Raw genomic sequence first — 20,467 nt, 5'->3', positions numbered from 1 at the left:
TTGTCCAACTGGAACTGCATAGGTATCGACAACTCTAAGTAATGATTTTGGGAGTCGCGTGTCAGATGTTAGGCTATCAATTTCCTGCCAGTTTCCTGCATCTTCCAGATAGTAAAATAAAGATTTGCTAAGTTTTAGTGAAAAATTTTTTAAAAATTTTGTTAGTGAAGGTAATTGCTGCACTGGGATATCGTTGTTGTGATGTGCAGTTATATTTCTATAGCTTCTAAAAATTGAAAATTCTTTTGATGGGTTATCAACATTAATTTCAAATAAATTTAAACTAAACGCAGTTTCATACTTTCTCTTAGACTCTTTGTTTGTATACCTGGTACCAACTATTTTGTTCTTATGTAGTATTTCGCGCCTATCCTGGAAAAATTTATTAATATAAGGTGAGAATTTGCCTAAATCTTTTTGTGAAACCACGTGATGCGATGCAATTTCAAAAAGCTCTGGGTTTTTCTCAATCACATTAATCATTAATTTTGAAGCATCTTTGCTTACCTGCTTTGGTTTTGAATCCTTGGCATATTTTATTGCATCCAGAATATCCATCTTATCTTCTGGGGAGGCGGTATGCGGATTATATTTAAATAGGTAACTGAATAGTTCTTCCAGCCAATCTATTTGATTGTGGTACCAGACATAATGCTGTAGCTGATCCGTGTCGTAGATGAGTTTATATAACTGTGATGCATTAGTGTTAAATTTGCTGACAAAAAATATTTCGATTTCTCTAAATAATTTAAATGCCGCATTGAAAAGGTCTCTTTTCCAGATATATATTTCCAATATGTCTTGGTCGGAAAAGCTAACCTTTTTATCGTTTGCACGGATATTTTGATAATCAAACAGAGTATCTAACTTTAGGTAATTCTGTGATTCTTGTGGAGGGGTAATCATATTTTATCCTTGTGGTTTTAATGATTGCTGTGGTGCCTGATTTATTTTATGAAAGTTTTTACAAGGTTTCACTAATCCTATTGGTGATTATTTTATTTTCTAATGAGTGAATAATTTTCTCTTGGTCTTCTATATTTAGTGTTGATATAATGAAAATTATAGCAGTATTTAAATTCGCCAAAGTAAGAATGGCAGGCTGAGTCAAGCATTGATTACCTGTCGTTAAGGGCCAGCCTTCTCAATAGTGCGGTTGCGCGGTGGGCTCGCATCTCGGTGAGGGAGCTGTGGGTAGAGACGCTCGGCACCTGCATAGAGGCGTAGAGGTAATAGCCGGCTAGAGAGATAAGGGTAGCCCTGAGGAAGTCTTCACTGGGCCTATTATGAGCAGGCATGATTTCAAGGAGCTGGGACAATGACAGCTCTGGATCGGCGATGAGCGCATCCACAGCAATTAGTGCAAGGTCTACCTGGTTGTTGCCCACTGTTGCCCACGGCCAATCCACTAAGATTGCTCTGCCCTGGGGGCCAATGAGGATGTTATCAGCGCGCAGGTCCGTGTGGACGTAGCTATCTCCCGCTAGTCTGCTCATCAATTCCTGATCAACCAAGGTCGCATACTCCGCCGCATGGCTGTTGGCCCATCTCAGAAGCCCCACGAGCTTGTGGTAAGCAGAGGTCTGGGAGGCATGGATAAGCTTCTCCACCCTGATACCTTCAGCCAGTTTGTGCCACAGAGCAAGCTCATCTAGATCCTCTTCAGCCCTGGGCAGTTCAAGGTGCTTGGCAAGGGGAATCTGCCCGATATCGGTCAGAGACTGAAAGGTGCTAGCCAGTTCATCCAGTTTCCAGGGGTGGGCTGGCTGGTGCCCCTCGATATCTTCAAGCAGCAGAGCCACCCAGTGACTGCCGTCAGTGGCGGAGATTTCTTGGTGCGCTAAAAGCAGTGGAACCGGTGCATAGGCAGGAAAACTACCAGTAACTCGCGCTTCTTGACGGTGCAGATCTGCTGTATCGGGGTGGGTGGATTCATCAACAGCTTTGAGAAAGGCGCGCTTGCCGGAAGAGAAGATGAGGCGGTCAGCGGTGCCCAGGCTGTAACCTCCGCTCTGCGATATAGCTGTTGTGACGGTGTCTCCCACCGTTTGTTCAACCCAGGTGCGGAGCTCCGCTGGAAGGCCCTGCCAACTGGCCCGCTGGTTGCCAGTAGATAGGGCGCTAGCTGTATCAGCCGTCATTTTTGTTTCCTTTTTCTGCGCTAGTTCAGGCCCTGTTAGCAGACCGCACCTTAAGCAAGTCTGTCGACCAGACGCAATCAGGCCTTGTGTACTCAATTTTACATACCGTAAGAGTGTTCACAATGTGAGAGAAAAGGTTTCAAGTATGTATCTTTTCGCTCAAATTCTTGGGGCTAAGGCAACCCATAATTACGAAATATATTCATTTCCTAATACGCTATAAGCCTTGGTTTGCCTGCCTCTATAGTGGAGTTTTGAGCCAATTTCCAAGGCGATAGAGGGTAAACCGATCGACTCATTAGCCGGCGCCTTGTTGTATCTTTACACGCAAGAGCGTATATATTTACACAGATGTAACTCTGTCTCAGAAGACTAGTGAAGCACCCCTCGGCACCCCCTACCAGGGCAGAAGGGAAGGGTGCGAGAACAGTCCCATCCGGCACCCCGGTGGTGAACTGTCCACCTGCGCTCCACCGAATCAGCGAGGAGACCACCGACCAGTCAGGCTGCCACTGTCCTAGCAGAACCGAAGAGACTCTCGTGAGACTCAGGCGGGAATGTCTATCCAGCGGCGGCACCCGAACAACGTAAGTAGGAATGGCCCCCATGAGTCACACCCCGATCGGCGGTGCAGCACACGCTGCAGAGAACCTTACCCAGGAGTTAACCCTGGATCACGCGCCCTCACCCTTTACCACTTTTGCCTCTATTCCAGAGGCTCGGGGGCTCTATCACCCCGAGAACGAAAAAGACGCCTGCGGCCTGGCAATGATTGCAACTCTGCGCGGTGAACCTGGTCATGACATTGTCGACTACGCGCTGACCGCCCTGCGCCGTCTTGAACACCGAGGCGCTGTGGGCGCTGACGAGGGTACCGGTGACGGTGCAGGTATCCTGCTCCAGATCCCCGACACTTTCCTCCGCCAGGCAGTGGACTTTGAACTTCCTGCACTCGGCAAGTACGCCGTAGGTACAGCTTTCCTGCCCACCGGTGGTAACAAAGCCACCGAGCTCATGGAGGGACTCACCCAGATTGCAGAACGTGAGGGCTTGCGTGTATTGGGCTGGCGCGAGGTGCCAGTACGGGCAGAGATTGTAGGTAAGGCCGCCCGTGAGGTCATGCCCCACTTTGTGCAGATGTTCATTGCCGAAGCTAGCGGTGAAGATCTGGATGCCGTCAATGCCCCCTTCACCGGGCATATCCCCATTATCGACCTGGATGAAGACGCCGAACGTCGCCAGCTTGACCAGAAAGCCTTCCGCGTCCGTAAGCGTGCCCAGCACAAGCTGGGTGTCTACTTCCCGTCATTTTCATCGCGCACCATTGTCTATAAGGGCATGCTGACTACTGCTCAGCTTGAGCCTTTCTACCCGGATCTTTCTGACCCGCGTTTTGCCACCAAGCTGGCTATTGTTCACTCGCGTTTTTCGACCAACACCTTCCCCTCGTGGCCGCTTGCTCAGCCTTTCCGCACTATTGCCCATAACGGTGAGATTAACACGGTCAAGGGTAACCGCAACTGGATGCGTGCGCGCCAGTCACAGCTCAAGTCCCCGGTCCTGGGCCGCAACCCCGAAGAACTCTTCCCCATTTGTTCTGCTGGCGCATCTGATTCCCAGAGCTTTGATGAGGTCGCAGAGCTATTGATGCTGGCTGGCCGTTCAGCCGCCCAGGTACTCATGATGATGGTGCCCGAAGCCTGGGAAAACCACGAGACCATGGATGAGGACCGCCGTGCTTTCTACCGCTACCATTCATCGCTCATGGAACCCTGGGACGGCCCAGCGGCTATCGCCTTCACTGACGGCGATAACGTGGGTTCGGTACTTGACCGCAACGGTCTGCGACCGGGCCGCTACTGGGTGACCGATGAGGGCCTGGTTATTTTGGCTTCTGAGGTCGGCGTAGTTGATATACCCGAAGAGAAGATTATCGAAAAGGGGCGAGTCTCACCGGGCAAGATGTTCTACGTGGACACCAAGGCTGGCCGACTGGTTCCCGACGAAGAGGTTAAGGCAACTATTGCTGCGGAACAGCCCTGGAAGCAGTGGGCTGATGAGAATATCGTTAACCTCTCGGATTTGCCCGAGCGTGAGCATATTCGTGCCTCCCGCAAATCTATCCTTAAGCGTCAGCAGACTTTTGGTTACACCGAAGAGGAACTGCGAAAGATCCTTGCCCCCATGGCTAAGACCGGGACAGAACCCATCTACGCAATGGGTACCGACACCCCTATCGCGGTACTTTCTAGCCGTCATCGCCTGCTCTTTGACTACTTTGTCCAGTCCTTTGCCCAGGTAACTAACCCGCCCTTGGACTCAATCCGCGAAGAGCTGGTAACCAGTCTTAAGACCTCAATCGGTGCAGACGGTAACCTGCTCCGTAAGGGAAGGGTCAAGATTCAGCATGTGGGCCTGGACTTCCCTGTTATTAACAACGATGAGCTCGATAAAATCGCCCATATTGAGGACGAAGACGGTATGCCCGCCGCCCTCAAAGTGGCTGGCCTGTACCCTGCCCACGGTGGGGAAGAGGCTCTGCGAGCCCGCCTGGCTGAGATCTGTGAGAAGGTTTCAGCGGCTGTTGAGCGCGGCGTTCAGTTCCTGATTCTTTCGGACCGTAACTCCAACGGGGCCTGGGCACCCATTCCTTCCCTGCTGCTCACCAGTGCGGTTCACCACCACCTGCTCCGTAGCGCTACCCGTACCAAGGTCGCCCTGATCGTAGAAGCCGGTGATGTGCGCGAAGTCCACCACGTAGCCACCCTGATCGGCTACGGCGCATCGGCTGTCAACCCCTACCTGGCCATGGAATCGGTTGAAGAGCTAGTAGCCCAGGGAGAGATTACCGGGGTTACCGAATCTGAAGCTGTCTACAACCTGATTAAGGCACTGGGTAAGGGGCTGCAGAAGATTATGTCCAAGATGGGCATCTCAACGGTTGCCTCCTACTGTGGCGCGCAGACCTTTGAAGCTCTGGGCCTATCCCAGACCCTGGTTGACCAGTTCTTTACCGGTACCCATTCACAGATGGACGGTGTAGGCCTGGATGTGATTGAAGCCGAAACCCGTAAGCGCCACAGCGATGCCTACCCTGATGACGGCGTATCGGTGCCCCACCGCGCACTCGAAACCGGTGGCGAATACGACTGGCGCCGTGACGGCCCGCCCCACCTCTTCAACCCGGAAACCATTTTCCGTCTACAGCACTCCACCAAGACCCGCCGCTACGATATCTTCAAGTCCTACACCCAGCGGGTGGATGACCAGGCTAAAGACCTGATGACTCTTCGCGGCCTCTTGAGCTTCACCCAAGACCGTCAACCGGTACCGATTGAAGAAGTTGAGCCTGTCTCAGAGATCGTCAAGCGCTTCTCCACCGGTGCAATGTCCTACGGATCAATCTCCCGTGAAGCCCACGAGACGCTGGCTATTGCCATGAATAAGCTGGGCGCTAAGTCCAACACCGGTGAAGGCGGCGAGGACGTTGAGCGTCTGCTTGACCCCGAGCGTCGCTCAGCTATCAAGCAGGTCGCATCGGGCCGGTTCGGCGTGACCTCTCTCTACCTGACCAAGGCTGATGACATCCAGATCAAGATGGCTCAGGGCGCTAAGCCCGGCGAAGGAGGCCAGCTTATGGCCGCTAAGGTCTACCCCTGGGTGGCCGCGACCCGCCACTCCACCCCGGGTGTCACCCTGATTTCACCCCCGCCGCACCACGATATCTACTCCATTGAGGATCTAGCCCAGCTCATCTACGACTGCAAGCGCGCCAATCCGAGCGCTCGCGTCCACGTCAAGCTGGTATCAGAGATCGGTATCGGTACCGTGGCCGCAGGCGTGACTAAGGCTAAGGCCGACGTTGTGCTGATTTCAGGCCATGACGGCGGGACCGGTGCGGCTCCGCTCAACTCTCTCAAGCACGCAGGTGCCCCCTGGGAACTGGGTTTGGCCGAAACGCAGCAAACCCTCATGATCAACGGCCTACGTGACCGCGTGGTCGTTCAGGCAGATGGCCAGCTCAAGACCGGCCGCGATGTCATCATTGCCGCCTTGCTGGGCGCAGAGGAATACGGTTTTGCTACCGCGCCCCTGGTCGTTGAGGGCTGCATCATGATGCGCAAGTGCCACCTGGACACCTGCCCGGTGGGTATCGCAACCCAGAACCCCGACCTGCGCGCCCGCTTTACTGGCAAGGCCGAGCACCTTATCAACTTCTTCGAGTTCATTGCTCAGGAGGTTCGTGAGTACCTGGCAGCCCTGGGCTTCCGTTCACTGGACGAAGCTATTGGCCACGCCGAGGTCCTTGACACTTCAGGTGCCATCGCCCATTGGAAGGCCGAAGGTCTTGACCTGAGCAAGCTACTGGCCTCAACAGCCGTCGAATACCAGGGGCAGGGAATCCGCCACCTGCGCGACCAGGACCACGAACTCGATGCCCATATCGATAACCGCTTTATCGAAGCCTCTGCCGCAACGTTCGAGAGCCGTCAGAAGGTCACCATTGACTCAGCCGTGGTCAACACGGACCGATCCGTAGGAACCATGCTAGGGCACAAGGTCACCAAGACTTTCGGTATCGACCTGCTCGAACCCGACTCCATCACCCTCAATCTCAAGGGCCAGGCCGGACAGTCTCTGGGCGCATTCCTTCCCCAAGGCGTGACCATCCGACTGACCGGTGACTCTAATGACTACGTCGGTAAGGGCCTCTCCGGGGGCCGTATCGTGCTCAGCCCGGACCCCGCCGCACCCCTTGTTGCTGAAGAAAATGTCCTAGCGGGTAACGTCATTGGCTATGGCGCTACCAGCGGCCAAATGTTTATCCGCGGTATCGTGGGCGAACGCTTTCTGGTTCGTAACTCCGGTGCAACAGCGGTGGTTGAAGGTATCGGTGACCACGGATGTGAATACATGACCGGTGGAACCACCCTGATACTGGGCTCAACCGGCCGTAACTTCGGTGCGGGTATGAGCGGTGGCGTTGCCTACGTCCTAGACCTGGATATGACCCGGGTCAATAAGCAGGCACGGGAATCAGGTGAACTCACCTTCCTTGAGCCCTCAGCCCAGGACCGCGACCTCATTACCGACTTGCTGACCCGCCACCGCCAAGAAACAAATTCAAGGTTGGCGGCCACCCTGCTGGCCGATATTGAGGGCACCTGCGCCCGCATTACCAAGGTATTGCCCCGCGACTTCGCCGCAGTACAGGACATCCGTGCCGAGGCTAGCGCTCGCGGCCAAGACGCCGAATCCATGAAGGTTTGGAACAAGATTTTGGAGGTGACCGCTTGTGGCTGATCCCCGCGGTTTTCTAAAGGTAACCAGTCGTCAGGACCGCCCTAAGCGCCCGGTGCCAGTGCGTATTTTGGACTGGAATGAAGTCCAGGTTCAGCAGAACTCGGCTGTGCTCAAAACCCAGGCCTCCCGATGCATGGATTGTGGTGTTCCTTTCTGCCACCTTGGGTGCCCCCTAGGCAACCTGATTCCTGAGTGGAATGACCTGACCTGGCGCGAGCAGACCGAGAAGGCTGTTGAACGCCTTCACGCGACTAATAACTTCCCGGAGTTTACCGGTCGTGTTTGCCCAGCTCCCTGTGAGACCTCGTGCGTGCTGGGTATCAACCAGCCCGCCGTGACTATCAAGCAGATTGAATACTCGATCGCAGAGCAGGCATTTGAGGGCGGCTACATTGAGCCGATTATGCCCGACCGCATGATTGATAAGACTGTTGCTGTGGTGGGTTCTGGCCCTGCCGGTCTTGCCGCTGCCCAGCAGCTTACCCAGGCTGGTTTTACGGTTGCTGTCTTTGAGCGTGACGACAAAATTGGTGGCCTCTTGCGCTACGGCATCCCGGACTTTAAGCTGGAAAAGCAGATTCTTGACCGCCGTATCGCGGTTATGGAGGCCGAGGGCACCCGTTTCCGCACCGGCGTTGAAATTGGTCAGGACATCTCCTGGGACGACCTCAAACGCCGCTACGATGCTGTTATCGTGGCAACCGGAGCAACAGCCCCCCGTGCTCTGCCTATTCCCGGTGCGGATCTTGAGGGCGTTCATTTTGCCATGCCCTACCTGACCCAGGCAAACCGGGTGGTAGCTGGTGACCTAGAAGCGCCCAGTATCGACGCCGCTGGTAAGAATGTTATTGTTCTGGGCGGTGGCGACACCGGTAGCGACTGTATCGGTACCGCTGTACGCCAAGGCGCTGCCTCTATCACTAACCTGGCGATTGGTCTCCAGCCACCTACAGACCGCCCCGAAGATGAACCCTGGCCCATGTTCCCCAAGGTCTTTGAAGTCTCCTCGTCACACGAAGAAGGTGGTGAACGCAACTACCTTGTCTCGACCCTTGAATTTGTGGGGGAGAACGGTAAGCTCACAGGCTTGAAGGTTGCCGATACACAGTACCAGCCCGACGGCCGTCGCCTGCCCAAGGCCGGGACCGAGCGTATCATTCCAGCCGACCTGGTCTTCTTGGCTCTGGGCTTCACAGGCCAGGAGAGCGACACCATTACTGCCCAGGTGGGTGCTGAACTTGATTCGCGTACCAATGTTGCCCGCGACGAGAATTACATGACCGATGTTCCCGGTGTATTCTCCTGCGGTGATGCCGGCCGAGGCCAGTCACTGGTGGTCTGGGCTATCGCGGAGGGGCGTGCCTGCGCTGCGGCAGTGGAGAAGTTCCTGACCGGATCTACCCAGCTCCCGGCTCCGGTTGCACCCAGCGATCGCGCAATTAACCTTTCGGTCTAACAGGCACAGAGTTTTCACGTAAAAAGGCCCTGGCCCCTAGAAAGTAGGGGCCGGGCCTTTCATCTTTATAAAAGAACTAGGACAGCGCGGTTTTGAGTGCTGTTACAAGCGGTTCTATTTGCTCTGGGCTGGAGTAGTCTACCGTTTTAGCGGTGAAGCTATCGAGCATTTGCTGGTTAGCCAGCGATTTGCGGGGGATAGCGGCAATGGCAGAGCGGATCCCAGCAAGTGCGGCTTTGTGTTTGAGCGATAACCTGGTGTGGTCCAAGCCCCCGCGAACGTGGCAGGTGCTGATAGCGTGGCTGACCAGGGTTTCTTTAATATTCTTGGACAGCATTGCATCGAGCTTTTCTTGGCTCCCGCCCTCTAATCCGCTAAAGGAAACGGTAAAGAGGGCTAGGGGCCGCTGAGCGAGTAAGCCAGCGTGCTTCTTGAGAGCACTTGCATCGGTGAGAAATCCGCCGTAGTCACTCAGACCCGCAACAACTGCATCAGACTTTTCAATGGCAGCTTCAGTGAGGTCTTCGACGGGCAGGAGCTCACAGCGGTAGCCGCCTCCGAGCTGTTCGCTAATCCAGTGAGCGTATCGTTCGGTGTGCCCGTACTGACTGGCGTAGGTAATAAGGACAGTTGTCATGGTGCGGGTTTCCCCTTCAGCTCCTGTGGTGCTTGGTTTTAGCCCTTGCTATCGTTCAGGTAGGTCTTGACCTGCTCTACCAGGGGATCGATCCACTCACGGTTGGTGTAGTCTCCACCGCCGTTATCAAAGGATTCAATCATCTGGCGGTTAAATTCGTTTTGGTGAGGCTTGAGTCTTAGGGCGGTACGTACACCGGCTAGGACAGTCTTGTGGGTCGTAGACATGTTCTTAAGGTCTAGACCGCCGCGGAAATGGTAGGCGGGGTGGCCTTCAGCTACGTCGGCCTTGTAACTCTTCATGATTTTGTCATCAAGGTAGGAGCGGGGGTAGACCTCGGTGCCGTTGAAAGAGACGGTGAAGAAGAGACGGCGGGGTACCTTGAGCATTGCTTCACGGCGTTTGCGGAGTGTGGGGGCGCCGGTGAGAAAGCCTCCCAGGTAGCTAGCGCCAACAATCAGGATATCTGCTTGTTCAATGAGTTCATCGGTTGCTTCGGCAATGGGGGAGAGTAGCACGGTTGGTGCAGATTCTAGGGCTTCCAAATCTTCAGCAATCCAGCGGCAGTACCGTTGGGTATGGCCGTAGGTTGAACCGAAAAGGATAAGAACAGTAGGGCTGGGCATAGGGACCTCTCACTTATGGGTGCCGTATCGCGAGTATGAAACAGTGTTCAGGGTACGCCCTCATTTTAGCCCGCACAAGGGCAATGTAACCCTTAGCCCTAAAATATTGGAATACTGACTGAATATGTGTGTTTTTGTGGGAATTGGGTGGGGGAAGGGCTAAAAAGTGGTGGAGGACTCCATAAAAACCTCACAAAACAAAGTATACTAGGTGGTAGACACGTTGGTTTCAGACTATCGCTCTGTGAATGCCTTGGTAGTTAGTGAGCGGGTAACCGCGCACTTGCAGAAGCCACGTCATCAGGTTCTCAGACCCCTACAAACCTAAGGTTGATTGATGAGACGCGCAAAGATTGTTTGCACCATCGGCCCTGCAATTTCAGCTCCCGAGAAGATTGCCGCGGCTATCGAAGCGGGCATGAACGTCGCCCGACTAAACATGAGCCACGGTGACCACCAAGTTCACACTGACTCATACGCAACTATCCGCGAGCAGGCCGAAAAGCTTGGTCAAAACGTGGCAATTCTTGCCGACCTTCAGGGCCCCAAGATTCGTTTGGAAACTTTCAAAAACGGTTCAGAACTTCTTGAGCCCGGCGATACTTTCAAGATTACTACCCTAGATGTTGAAGGTAGCAAGGAGATCTGCGGTACTACCTTCAAGGGCCTACCCGGAGATGTTAAGCCCGGCGATACCCTCTTGATTGATGATGGCAAAATCCGTCTTGAAGCCATCGAGGTTAACGAAACCACTGTAACAACCCGGGTGGTTGTCGGGGGCCCGGTATCCAACAACAAGGGTATTAACCTTCCAGGTGTTGCTGTTTCTATCCCCGCTCTGACCGAGAAAGACGAACGCGACCTGCGTTTCGCCCTCAAACTCGGCGTAGACATTATCGCTCTTTCCTTCGTGCGCTCTGGTGATGACATCAAGCGCGTACACGAAATCATGGAAGAAGAAGGCCGAAAGATCGCGGTTATCGCTAAGGTTGAGAAGCCCCAGGCTGTCGAAAACCTGCAGGACATCGTTGATAAGTTTGACGGTATCATGGTTGCCCGTGGTGACCTCGGCGTTGAGTTCCCCCTCGAAGAAGTGCCCCTGGTGCAGAAACGCGCGATTGAGTTAGCTCGTCGCTGGGCAAAGCCCGTTATTGTGGCTACCCAGGTTCTTGAAACTATGATTCAGAACCCCACTCCCACCCGTGCAGAAGCCTCTGACTGCGCCAACGCTATCCTCGATGGTGCCGACGCTGTGATGCTTTCCGGTGAGACTTCTGTGGGTAAGTACCCTATCATCACCATTCAGACCATGGCCCGTATCATCAAAGCAACCGAAGAGCGTGGTCTCTTCCGTGTTCCTGAGCTTGGTACTTCACCTAAGACTCGCGGTGGCGCTATCACCCGCGCAGCTGTCAACATTGCTGACCAGCTCGACGTCAAATACATGGCAACCTTCACCCAGTCCGGTGACACTGCTCGCCGTCTGGCCCGCCTGCGTCCTGCTAAGCCCGTTCTGGCGCTTACCCCTGAGCCCTCAGTTCGTGCTTTCCTCTCACTTCTGTGGGGTGTTGAAGCGGCAGTGGCACCGACTGCCCGTGACACCGATGAAATGACTGCTGTTGTGGACCGCTTCATGCTGGCTAACGGCCTTGCAGAGCCCAACGACCTGATCGTTATGGCCGCCGGTTCGCCTCCCGGGGTTGCCGGTTCAACCAACAGCGTTAAGGTCCACCGCGTGGGCGATCTGGACGATGCCGGGGCGATTCTTCCCGAGGCTCGTGAAACGGTTGGCCCTTTCCACGACTAATAAGCCTTGAAATAACCTAAAGAAGCTCCGCCTGCCCTTCTAGGGTGGGCGTAGCTTGCTAATAACCGTCCTGGCGCTCAGCGCCTGGTGGTGGCGACCGGTAGATGCTCAAGCACAGCCTGTGGTGCCCGTATTGTTAGCTCAGAAGGGGGGGGCGTGCCAGATGGCGCGCCGCAACCGGGTATAGGCCTATCTCGGTGACTCAGGATTAAGCGCATTAGTCTTGAATTAAACCACCGCAGGAACCACAAGAATAAAACTAGGTGATTTTGTCTCCCCACCGATCCACCTCTTGGCTTATATGTGGAGGGGCGGATTTTCTCTGGGCGGGTATCAGCCAACCTCCAGACGATAAAGACTTCCCCTGGTCAAGAAGCTTTTCTGCATATTGGTATATAACTTCATGGGAGAGCCAGCGACCTGCCCGTGTGGCCCTAAAAAGCCCCCGACCGGGCTGTCTACCAGGGGCGGGGGCATTTTCTAATGCTTGCCACGGTGTTAAGTATGGGGGGCTGTGTCAATAAAAAACCCCTCTCCTGTCAACAGGAGAGGGATTTATAACGCTTTGACTAGGCGTTTTATGGTGCCCAAGGTGGGACTCGAACCCACACTCCGAAGAACCGCATTTTGAGTGCGGCGCGTCTGCCAATTCCGCCACTTGGGCAAGCGGTTAAAGCTCTTCTACCTTACATGTTTCGGCACAAATATGCCAATCCTTGAGTCAAGAGGTGGGCAGCCTCGTGCGGTGACCTGAATTCGGTGTCTTGCTCTCTGGAATCTGTGCGATTCAGAAGGCTATGGGAGGGGTATTATAGGTAAGAAAGGGTCGGCCCGCTTTACCTCGTTTTACGGGGTAAACGGGCGGTTTGCATGTGAATATCAAGGCACCGTAAACCCCCACACAAGCAGAAACCATAAAAGGAGCGGGAGATGTCGGAGCAGACTATCCAAGAGCCTGAGACCTACGAAGAAAGGCCGCAACGAACAGTTGTTGTTGCTGAAGATGAAGCCTTAATACGCCTCGATATCGTTGAGATTCTTAAAGACCAGGGCTATCAGGTAATAGCCGAGACCGATAACGGTAAGAAAGCGGTTGAACTTGCTGAGGAACACCGACCAGACCTCGTCCTGATGGACGTCAAGATGCCCATTATGGACGGTATCGCCGCAGCAGAACTCATTAATGAGAAGCAACTAGCACCCGTTGTTTTGCTGACTGCCTTTAGCCAGAAAGAGTTAGTGGACAGGGCGACGGAGGCCGGCGCGATGGCCTATGTGGTCAAACCTTTTACCCCCAACGATCTAGTACCCGCTATTGAGGTGGCTATCAGTCGCTACGAGCAGATTCGTGCGCTCCAAAGCGAAGTTGCAAATATCAAGGATCAGTTCGAGACTCGTAAGCTAGTCGATCGTGCAAAGTCGCTCCTGATGACCCGCATGGGTCTGAGCGAGCCTGAGGCCTTCCGTTGGATTCAGAAGACTTCTATGGACCGCCGCCTTTCTATGCGTGATGTCGCGCAGACTATCGTTAAGCAGGTCCAGTAGGGTTAGCTCCTAAGCGATAGGAAGCCCGCCTAAACAGCTCGTGCAGTCTAGGCGGGCTTATTTATGGGGCAGGCAGTTTGAAAGCCTCAGTAGCTGTATGAGGTGATAGCTTTTCTCAAGAGCCATCATTCTTGACGCCGATTCCCCACAGAGTCAGTGCAGCAAAGAGGGTAACCCCGGCCCACCACAGACCCCCCTGACTAAGGGCGGTAGCAGTGATAAACAGCGTAAGAATCAAAAAGATATTGCCAAGCATTTTTCGGTGCCGGGGGTTCATCGGTAGCCTTTCGAGTGGGATCGATACAATCGTTTGATTATCTACTTTACCCGGTCAAGAGAAAGGTCCGGCCCCCTGCACTTGCAGGGGGCCGGACCCCATCATATTGGAGCTACTTCTTAGTGAGAAGCGGCAATAGGCCTATGGGATGCTTCTGCAGTGGGCAGGTCGTCTTTATCGGCACCGAAAACTTTAGCTACACGCTCAGTCAATGATGCAATTGCAGCATCACCGGTCACGTTCGTAGCAGTACCGAAGGAGTCCTGCGCCAGGTAAAGGGCAATCATGAGGGCAATCATGGACTCATCGAAACCCAGCATGGACTGGAGCAGGCCGATTGCGGTCATAACCGCACCACCGGGAACACCGGGAGCGGCAACCATCATGAGACCCAGCACCAGAACCACGGGAATCATAGCGGTGAAGCTCAGTGACCCGCTGGTCATATAAACAACAGCTACAGCGCACGATGTAATGGTAATCATTGAACCGGAGAGGTGGATGGTTGCGCAGAGGGGGATTGCAAAATCAACAATTTTGCCCTTGATACCAACATCCTTAGCTGAGGCGACAGTCACGGGGATGGTTGCTGCCGATGACTGGGTACCGATAGCGGTGAAGTAGGCGGGCAACATGCCGCGCAGCATCTTGACGGGGTTACGCTGAGTAAGGGCACCTGCCAGGGTGTACTGGATAGCCAGCATAATCCAGTGCAGGGCAATAACCATGACAAAGACCTTGCCGAAGACAGCTAGAATCTGACCTACCTGGCCGGCCATGGTCATGTTGGCAAAGACACCCACGATGTGTACGGGCAAGAGCGGGATAATCACGTAGGACAGCAGTCGCTCGATGATGACCTGGAAGTCCTGGAAGAGGTTGAGCATGTTCTTGGTCTTGAGCGCTGTAATACCCAGGCCAAGAATGAAAGCCAGAATCAGGGCGCTCATAACGGACATAATCGGGTCAAGAGTAAAGGTGAGGTAGCCCGCAGAAAGCGCTTCTTCGGGGTTCTCAAAAGCAGTGAGCTGCTGCCCCTTTAAAATGATGGGGTAGAGAAAATGCGCAACGGTGACTGCCAAAAAGCCGGCAGTAACAGATGAAGTGTAAGCCAGGCCGACGGTTGTGCCCAGGAGCTTACCTGCGCCCTTGGCTAGCGAGCCGATACCCGGCACGATGAAGCCAATGATAATGAGCGGAATTGCAAAGCTCAGGAAGGCGCTAAATACGGTGGAGAATGAGACAAAGAGCTGTACCACGAAATCAGTGGGAATTGAGCTACCGAGTGCCCCGTTGATGCCGGCGATAGCGCCGGGCGTGAAGGCGCCGATGAGGATACCGCCGATGATGGCGACGATAATCCACACGAGCAGCGGAATCTTCTTCATAAGGGTTTCCTTGTGGTTGTGTGGTCTTTTATGTGCTTGTGTTACCCCATGAGTGTACAGGACAAGGTCCCTGAATTTCTGGTGCTGAACTAGGAGGCAGGCACATCAATTATTTTGTTAGTGATGCGGGCTGTTGCGATGAGTTTGCCGGTCTCATCGGTGATTTCAATAGAGTGAACGCATATACTCCGCCCCAGGTGCACAGCGCGGCAGGTTCCGGTCACTAGCCCTGCTCGCGCAGGCCGTACATGCGTGATGTTCAGGTCAAGGCCCACCGCCGCCCGCCTGCTTCCGGCCACCAAAAGATTCGCGGCACAAGAACCTAAAGTTTCAGCAAGAACCGCTGATGCACCGCCGTGCAGTATACCTGCTGGCTGTGTGTTACCAGCCACGGGCATGGTAGCAACTGTGAGCTGGGGGTCGGCCTCAAGAATCTCAATGCCCAGTTTCTGTGCCAGGGAACCTGCCCTGATGCTTGCAGCTGCGGGCTTGTCCTTGGGGGGCGCTTGGGTACTGTCCATTGCTTGTTTCCTCCACTGTAATCTGAGAGCTCTTTGACACCCTTTATCTATAGTAGGTGAGAATAGCTGCCAAGAACGGAAGCTGTCTGGGCACCGGCTAGGGTGGGCTGTAGGATGGGGAGGGTGACTACTACACCTGAAACTTCAGCAGATAACCCCCAGAAACTGATGCTGATTGATGGCCATTCACTGGCTTTTCGATCTTTCTATGGAACTCCCGTCGATGTCTTTGTTAACGCTCAAGGCCAGCACACCAACGCGGTACACGGCTTCCTCTCTACTCTCATGAGCCTCATTAAGACTGAACGGCCCAGCCATATCATTGTTGCTTTTGACCTCTCCGGTGGCACATTCCGTACCGAGGAATACGGCGAGTATAAGGGCGGGCGTAACGAAACTCCCGAAGAGTTCTACGGGCAGATCGAGCTGATCCAAAAAGCCCTCACCGCGCTGAATATCCCATCGGTGACCCTGCCCCGCTATGAGGCTGACGACATCGTGGCAACCTATGCCCGCCAGGGCCGCGAAGCAGGGTTCCAGGTGCAGATTGTTTCGGGAGACCGCGACGCTTTCCAGCTGGTCACCGATACTGTAACTGTGCTCTACCCGGTCACGACCGGCCCCACTAAGGGGATTCGCTACATGACCCCGGCTGCTGTAGAAGAGAAATATAAGGTTGCACCCCACCTTTACCCCGACCTGGCCGCCCTCACCGGGGAACAGGCCGATAACTTACCCGGTGTACCCGGGGTTGGCCCCGGCTTCGCCGCCAAATGGATTAACGAATACGGTGACCTTGCCGGTGTGCTCGATAACGCAGATAAGATCAAAGGTAAGAAGGGCCAAGCCCTCCGTGAGCATGTTGAGGACGTTCTGCGCAACCGCCGCCTCAACCGTCTTGTTGATGATCTTGATCTGCCTGTTACCCTGGCCGATGCGGACCACTACGGCCCTAACCAGGAAGAACTGGATGAGCTCTTTGACTACCTGGAGTTCAACTCAATCCGTAAGCGCATGGCTGAGCTCTTTGAATCAATGCTACCGGCTGAACCGGCTATTGAAATCTCTCTCAAAGCTCTTGACACTGTCAGCACGGCACAGGGTCTAACGGACTTCCTGGCCCAGGCTCCCCAGAATATAGCAGCGGTGGAGCGGGGGAGCCAGGTGCCCGAGCGTCTTGCCCAGGCGGTTACCCTCTACCCCGTCATCGATCGTGAAGCCCCCGAAACCAGCCCAGCCCACGGGCAGGGCTTACACGGCCTGCTTCTGCTTGCAGGGCATACCGCCATCTATCTTGATGTTCCGCTTGCCGATGCCAGCTTGCAGGCCAAGCTGGGGGACTGGCTGGCAGATTCCAATGCACCCAAGATTGTCTTTGACGCAAAACAGGCCTACAAGACCCTAGACGCCGCAGGACTACCCCTTGCGGGTGTAGTTGAGGACCCGCTCCTTTCCTCATACGTCTGTGGTTTTATTCCCACGGCCCGGCGGCGAGGCTTCCAAGACATGCTCGAAGATTTGAGCCGGGACTACCTCAACCAAACTTTCCCCGCTGAGCCGGAAGGGGCCGACCAGGGCGAGCTGTTCTCCCTGGAACCCGCTGTAGATTTGGACTACCAGGGCAACGTCGCGCGCTACATTCAAGAACTGGCCTACGCCCTGCACCGGGACCTGGTCGCCAAAAACCAGCTGGGGCTTTACCAAGAGATTGAGCTACCAGCAGCAAGCGTCCTAGCGCGTATGGAAATCGCCGGTGTAGCGCTGGATGCCGGAAACGTCACCGAGCTCAAGAACTACTACGGTGAGCACGTTACCCGAGCTACCGAAGCCGCCTACCAGGTGCTGGGTCACGAGGTCAATCTGAGCTCACCCAAGCAGCTCCAAGGCGTCCTCTTCGATGAGCTGTCGCTACCTACCACCCGCAAACTTAAGAGCGGCTACTCAACCGATGCTGACTCCCTCCAAGGAATCCTCAACCAGGTGGATCCCGAAAGTCAGGGTGCCCAGTTTCTGGCTGGACTCCAGACCTACCGTGACTACACCAAGCTCAAGCAGACCGTTGAGGGGCTTGAGAAGGCAAGAGCGGTTGACGGACGTATTCACACCAGTTACCAGCAGAACGTGGCTGCCACCGGGCGGCTGTCCTCCACTGACCCCAACCTGCAGAACATTCCGATTCGCACGGAGGAAGGGCGAAAAATTCGAGACGCCTTCGTCGTTGCACCCCAAGCGGTTGACGGTGTGGACTACGTCAGCCTGCTGACAGCAGACTACTCACAGATCGAAATGCGAATCATGGTGCACCTGTCTAACGATGAGGACCTCATCCAGGCCTACCAAGACGGGGAAGACCTCCACCGATTCGTAGGTGCCGAGGTCTTCGGCGTGGCCCCAGAGGACGTCACGCCCGAGATGCGCTCAAAGGTCAAAGCTATGAGCTACGGCCTAGCCTACGGTCTCTCACCCTTCGGGTTATCCAAGCAGCTGGGAATCTCCGTCGATGAAGCCACCAGCCTGCGAAGCACCTACTTCCAACGCTTCGGTAGAGTGGGGAAGTTCCTCCGCTCAATTGTTAAAGAAGCCCACAAGACCGGCTACACCGAAACCATGTTTGGCCGCCGCCGCATCCTGCCGGATCTGCAAAGCTCTAACAGGCAGAGAAGGGAAGCCGCTGAACGTGCCGCCCTCAACTCACCTATCCAGGGAACAGCAGCCGACATCATCAAAATCGCCATGATTAACGTTGATGCACGGCTCAAACATGAGGGGCTTTCAACCCGTATGCTCCTCCAGGTACACGATGAACTTATCCTCGAAGTCGCTTCCGGTGAAGAGGAAGCTGCTGAACGTATCCTCACCGAAGAAATGAGCGGTGCTGCATCCCTACAAGTTCCGCTCGATGTTCAGGTCGGCTGGGGCCGCTCCTGGCACGAAGCTGGACACTAAGAAAACCCAAAAGCTACCCCCGGAATCAGGCAGAGTCCGGGGGTAGCTAACTTTAAGACCAACATCACGTGTCAAAGCCCTCAACACATGGCCAAATCGCGGGTCAAACCGTTGACCCACAGATAGCTACCCCCTAGACTTGAACCTGTGCGCTTACTACGTCTATGCGTAGAAAACGCACAGTTAATTTGTCCATATCAACGCTCAGCGCAGCGAACCACATATTTTCCTACCCTCGGAACTACCCCGGTAGCACCAAGAAGCTAAGAAAATATCTGCACTGACCTAGAAAAACTATCCATATTGGAGCCCTACTCTCTATGAGCACCAACATTCCTCAGGTTGCAATCAACGACATCGGTACCGAAGAGGACTTCCTCGCAGCTGTCGACGCAACCATCAAGTACTTCAACGATGGCGATCTCGTGTCCGGCGAAGTTGTCAAGGTTGACCACGACGAGGTTCTGCTCGACATCGGTTACAAGACCGAAGGCGTCATCCCCTCACGCGAACTTTCCATCAAGCACGACGTAGATCCCGACGAAGTTGTTTCCGTTGGTGACACTGTTGAAGCTCTTGTCCTCACCAAAGAAGACAAGGAAGGCCGCCTGATTCTCTCCAAGAAGCGCGCACAGTACGAGCGCGCCTGGGGCGACATCGAAAAGGTCAAGGAAGAAGACGGCGTCGTTACCGGTACCGTCATCGAGGTCGTCAAGGGTGGTCTCATCCTCGACATCGGCCTGCGTGGCTTCCTGCCCGCTTCACTCGTCGAAATGCGCCGCGTCCGCGACCTGGCACCCTACATCGGCCAGGAAATCGAAGCCAAGATCATCGAGCTCGACAAGAACCGCAACAACGTCGTTCTATCACGCCGTGCATGGCTCGAGCAGACCCAGTCAGAGGTCCGCTCAACCTTCCTCAACCAGCTCGAAAAGGGCCAGGTTCGTACCGGCCTTGTATCCTCCATCGTTAACTTCGGTGCATTCGTTGACCTCGGCGGCGTTGACGGCCTCGTCCACGTATCCGAGCTCTCCTGGAAGCACATCGACCACCCCTCAGAGGTTGTCGAAGTTGGCGACGAAGTTACCGTTGAGGTGCTCGAAGTTGACCTGGACCGCGAACGCGTCTCCCTGTCACTGAAGGCTACCCAGGAAGATCCCTGGCAGGCATTCGCCCGCACCCACGCACTGGGTCAGGTTGTTCCCGGTAAGGTTACCAAGCTCGTACCCTTCGGCGCATTCGTTCGCGTTGAAGACGGTATCGAAGGCCTCGTCCACATCTCCGAACTCGCAGTTCGCCACGTGGACCTGGCAGAGCAGGTTGTCTCCGTTGGCGACGAACTGTTCGTCAAGGTCATCGACATCGACCTCGAACGCCGCCGCATCTCCCTGTCACTGAAGCAGGCCAACGAAGGTGTTGACCCCGAGTCAACCGAATTCGACCCCGCTCTCTACGGCATGGCAGCAGAATACGACGACGAGGGCAACTACAAGTACCCCGAGGGCTTCGACCCCGAGACCAACGAATGGCTCGAAGGCTTCGAAACCCAGCGCTCAGCTTGGGAACAGCAGTACGCCGAAGCCCAGACCCGCTGGGAAGCACACAAGGCACAGGTCGCCAAGGCACTCGAAGCCGACGCAGAAGCCGCAACTGCAGCTCCCGCATCAGCACCCGCCGAAGCAGCACCCACCTCATACTCATCCGACAAGCCCGCCGAAACCGGCACCCTGGCATCAGATGAGGCACTTGCGGAACTCCGCAAGAAGCTGACCGGCAACTAATTCTTGGCTAGATGGTTGCGGAGTTCCGATTCCAGCGA

The 20,467-nt window shown here is 54.8% G+C and carries 12 protein-coding genes and 1 tRNA gene; 6 read left to right on the top strand and 7 right to left on the bottom strand.

Annotated features, from left to right (window positions below):
- Together ACN08V_RS09925 and ACN08V_RS09920 are read right to left on the bottom strand one after the other, a co-directional pair.
- The coding region (locus tag ACN08V_RS09925; RefSeq protein WP_419105431.1) for a hypothetical protein at positions 1-906 on the bottom strand (906 nt) is incomplete at its 3' end.
- 212 nt (positions 907-1,118) lie between these two features.
- Positions 1,119-2,141, bottom strand: a complete 1,023-nt coding sequence (locus tag ACN08V_RS09920) for a phosphotransferase (protein WP_419105430.1) — start codon at positions 2,139-2,141, stop codon at positions 1,119-1,121.
- Positions 2,142-2,747: 606 nt separating this feature from the next.
- Here ACN08V_RS09920 and gltB point away from each other — a divergent pair.
- Positions 2,748-7,445, top strand: coding sequence for a glutamate synthase large subunit (gene gltB / locus ACN08V_RS09915; RefSeq protein WP_419105429.1), 4,698 nt, complete (start codon positions 2,748-2,750; stop codon positions 7,443-7,445).
- The gene (locus tag ACN08V_RS09910; RefSeq protein ID WP_419100449.1) at positions 7,438-8,901 is read left to right on the top strand and encodes a glutamate synthase subunit beta; all 1,464 of its coding nucleotides are present in this window, start codon (positions 7,438-7,440) and stop codon (positions 8,899-8,901) included. The genes gltB and ACN08V_RS09910 overlap by 8 nt, the downstream gene beginning before the upstream one ends.
- Positions 8,902-8,977: 76 nt before the next feature.
- On the opposite strand, the gene ACN08V_RS09905 is transcribed toward ACN08V_RS09910, so the two are convergent.
- Positions 8,978-9,538 (bottom strand): flavodoxin domain-containing protein, encoded by a 561-nt coding sequence (locus ACN08V_RS09905; RefSeq protein WP_419105428.1) that lies wholly within the window; start codon positions 9,536-9,538, stop codon positions 8,978-8,980.
- 38 nt (positions 9,539-9,576) lie between these two features.
- Positions 9,577-10,164 (bottom strand): flavodoxin domain-containing protein, encoded by a 588-nt coding sequence (locus tag ACN08V_RS09900; protein ID WP_419100447.1) that lies wholly within the window; start codon positions 10,162-10,164, stop codon positions 9,577-9,579.
- 337 nt (positions 10,165-10,501) lie between these two features.
- On the opposite strand from ACN08V_RS09900, the gene pyk reads away from it, so the two are divergent.
- Positions 10,502-11,971, top strand: a complete 1,470-nt coding sequence (gene pyk, locus ACN08V_RS09895; protein WP_419100446.1) for a pyruvate kinase — start codon at positions 10,502-10,504, stop codon at positions 11,969-11,971.
- Between the two features lie 581 nt (positions 11,972-12,552).
- On the opposite strand, the gene ACN08V_RS09890 is transcribed toward pyk, so the two are convergent.
- A tRNA-Leu gene (locus ACN08V_RS09890) sits at positions 12,553-12,635 on the bottom strand.
- Between the two features lie 266 nt (positions 12,636-12,901).
- On the opposite strand from ACN08V_RS09890, the gene ACN08V_RS09885 reads away from it, so the two are divergent.
- Positions 12,902-13,516, top strand: a complete 615-nt coding sequence (locus ACN08V_RS09885) for an ANTAR domain-containing response regulator (RefSeq protein ID WP_419100445.1) — start codon at positions 12,902-12,904, stop codon at positions 13,514-13,516.
- Positions 13,517-13,912: 396 nt separating this feature from the next.
- Here the strand turns inward: ACN08V_RS09885 and ACN08V_RS09880 are convergent, their stop codons facing one another.
- Positions 13,913-15,181 carry a dicarboxylate/amino acid:cation symporter gene (locus ACN08V_RS09880; protein ID WP_419100444.1) on the bottom strand — a complete coding sequence of 423 codons (1,269 nt, stop codon included), beginning with the start codon at positions 15,179-15,181 and terminating at the stop codon, positions 13,913-13,915.
- Positions 15,182-15,270: 89 nt separating this feature from the next.
- Complete coding sequence (locus ACN08V_RS09875) at positions 15,271-15,702, bottom strand: PaaI family thioesterase (RefSeq protein WP_419100443.1); 432 nt, start codon at positions 15,700-15,702, stop codon at positions 15,271-15,273.
- A 114-nt stretch (positions 15,703-15,816) separates the two neighbouring features.
- On the opposite strand from ACN08V_RS09875, the gene polA reads away from it, so the two are divergent.
- Both polA and rpsA read left to right on the top strand, forming a co-directional pair.
- Positions 15,817-18,648 (top strand): DNA polymerase I, encoded by a 2,832-nt coding sequence (polA, locus tag ACN08V_RS09870; RefSeq protein ID WP_419105427.1) that lies wholly within the window; start codon positions 15,817-15,819, stop codon positions 18,646-18,648.
- A gap of 320 nt (positions 18,649-18,968) precedes the next feature.
- Positions 18,969-20,429, top strand: coding sequence for a 30S ribosomal protein S1 (gene rpsA, locus ACN08V_RS09865; RefSeq protein ID WP_419105426.1), 1,461 nt, complete (start codon positions 18,969-18,971; stop codon positions 20,427-20,429).
- Positions 20,430-20,467: the final 38 nt, after the last annotated feature.

The organism is Rothia sp. P5766 (assembly GCF_048513555.1).
Lineage (GTDB): Bacteria > Actinomycetota > Actinomycetes > Actinomycetales > Micrococcaceae > Rothia.
This window is presented reverse-complemented; position numbering and strand designations above follow the sequence as displayed.

Coding starts and splice junctions, on each gene's coding strand:
- ACN08V_RS09880 (WP_419100444.1), bottom strand. CDS start 15,181: ATGAAGAAGATTCCGCTGCTCGTGTGGATTATCGTCGCCATCATCGGC.
- ACN08V_RS09900 (WP_419100447.1), bottom strand. CDS start 10,164: ATGCCCAGCCCTACTGTTCTTATCCTTTTCGGTTCAACCTACGGCCAT.
- ACN08V_RS09905 (WP_419105428.1), bottom strand. CDS start 9,538: ATGACAACTGTCCTTATTACCTACGCCAGTCAGTACGGGCACACCGAA.
- ACN08V_RS09920 (WP_419105430.1), bottom strand. CDS start 2,141: ATGACGGCTGATACAGCTAGCGCCCTATCTACTGGCAACCAGCGGGCC.
- rpsA (WP_419105426.1), top strand. CDS start 18,969: ATGAGCACCAACATTCCTCAGGTTGCAATCAACGACATCGGTACCGAA.
- pyk (WP_419100446.1), top strand. CDS start 10,502: ATGAGACGCGCAAAGATTGTTTGCACCATCGGCCCTGCAATTTCAGCT.
- gltB (WP_419105429.1), top strand. CDS start 2,748: ATGAGTCACACCCCGATCGGCGGTGCAGCACACGCTGCAGAGAACCTT.
- ACN08V_RS09875 (WP_419100443.1), bottom strand. CDS start 15,702: ATGGACAGTACCCAAGCGCCCCCCAAGGACAAGCCCGCAGCTGCAAGC.
- polA (WP_419105427.1), top strand. CDS start 15,817: ATGGGGAGGGTGACTACTACACCTGAAACTTCAGCAGATAACCCCCAG.
- ACN08V_RS09885 (WP_419100445.1), top strand. CDS start 12,902: ATGTCGGAGCAGACTATCCAAGAGCCTGAGACCTACGAAGAAAGGCCG.